The 1,069-nt window shown below is 40.5% G+C and carries 1 protein-coding gene and 2 pseudogenes; all 3 read left to right on the forward strand.

Going from position 1 to position 1,069, the window contains the following annotated elements; all coding sequences use genetic code 11:
• Nucleotides 1–285: pseudogene (locus tag ACFINU_RS09990) on the forward strand (hypothetical protein); the annotation flags it as partial.
• Entirely contained in the window at nt 282–689 is a 408-nt protein-coding gene (locus ACFINU_RS09995) for a hypothetical protein (protein WP_375667688.1), read from the forward strand. The pseudogene ACFINU_RS09990 and the gene ACFINU_RS09995, both read left to right, overlap by 4 nt.
• A 168-nt stretch (nt 690–857) precedes the next feature.
• A pseudogene (locus tag ACFINU_RS10000) lies at nt 858–1,069 on the forward strand (hypothetical protein); the annotation flags it as partial.

Below are 1,069 nucleotides of genomic sequence, written 5' to 3' on the forward strand. Positions count from 1 at the left end.
TATAATACTCAAGACATGGCAGATACGTTATATATCTTAAGGGATGGCAAGCAAACCACTGTCGGCTTGGAAAACCACGCAGATGATTTTGTTGGTGTTGTGTTTGGCAAAAATCCCGCTACTTTTGACAAGAGACCCCTTGGTAGTAACGTAGTGAAAGAGGCAAAGAAAGTACTATTTGGTTATCCCAGCCCTCATGTTTGTTATAGTCATGCAAGTAAGGCATGTCAAAGCGATTATGGGGATCCTAATCGTATATACATCCCTTCAAGGAGGAACAAATGAAATACATATTAAAACTATTAAGCGGGCTCGTTCTGTTAAGCGTGATTGGATGCAATATCGATAAACCTGCTCCAGGGTATATGTATATGTGGGAGAAGCCAGGAGCAGATTTTACTGAGATAGGAAAAGCTTTATTAGAATGTGGAATGCCAACGCCTTATGATGAGGATTCAGAAACTCAAAAGCTCACTCCTAATGCAATGGTTTCCATTGATGCTTGCATGGTCCAATCAGGTTTCCGCTATAAAAATAGAGTTGAGGGGGGGGGCTGGTGTTATACTTTTAAAGAAGACAACCTTCCAAATTGTCAGCCTGGTGCTGTCATCCCAAAGCGCAGTGTCAAGAAGCGCTTGAACAGCCCTTTTTGTAAAAGGTATAAAAACGCGGATGAATGTCAGCCTTAAGTGATGATCAACAATCCCCCTCCTTACCTTCACTTGGAATGGCGGGATTGTTTCCTCAACTAACCATTTCAATATTGTTCACTGTTGTTTTCAGCAGCGGTGACAGGAAATATCAACAGGTTTATGAGCTCTGTTTTATCGTAAATAAATCCATTGAAAGAGGGAAAAATGAAAAAAATCTTAAAACTATTGAGCTGCATAGCTCTCTTAACTACAGCTGGATGTATTAACCAACCTCCTCCATCAACTTTAGCATTATGGGAAAAACCAGGTGTCGATAAAGCGATGATCCAACAATCCTTATCAAAATGTGGTTGGAAACCAGTCTATGCTTCTCCTGACGATATGAATTCGTATGCGAGTGAATTTGCCTCAGTTTA

The organism is Bartonella sp. AC130YNZD, from assembly GCF_042196865.1.
Classification (GTDB): Bacteria; Pseudomonadota; Alphaproteobacteria; order Rhizobiales; family Rhizobiaceae; genus Bartonella.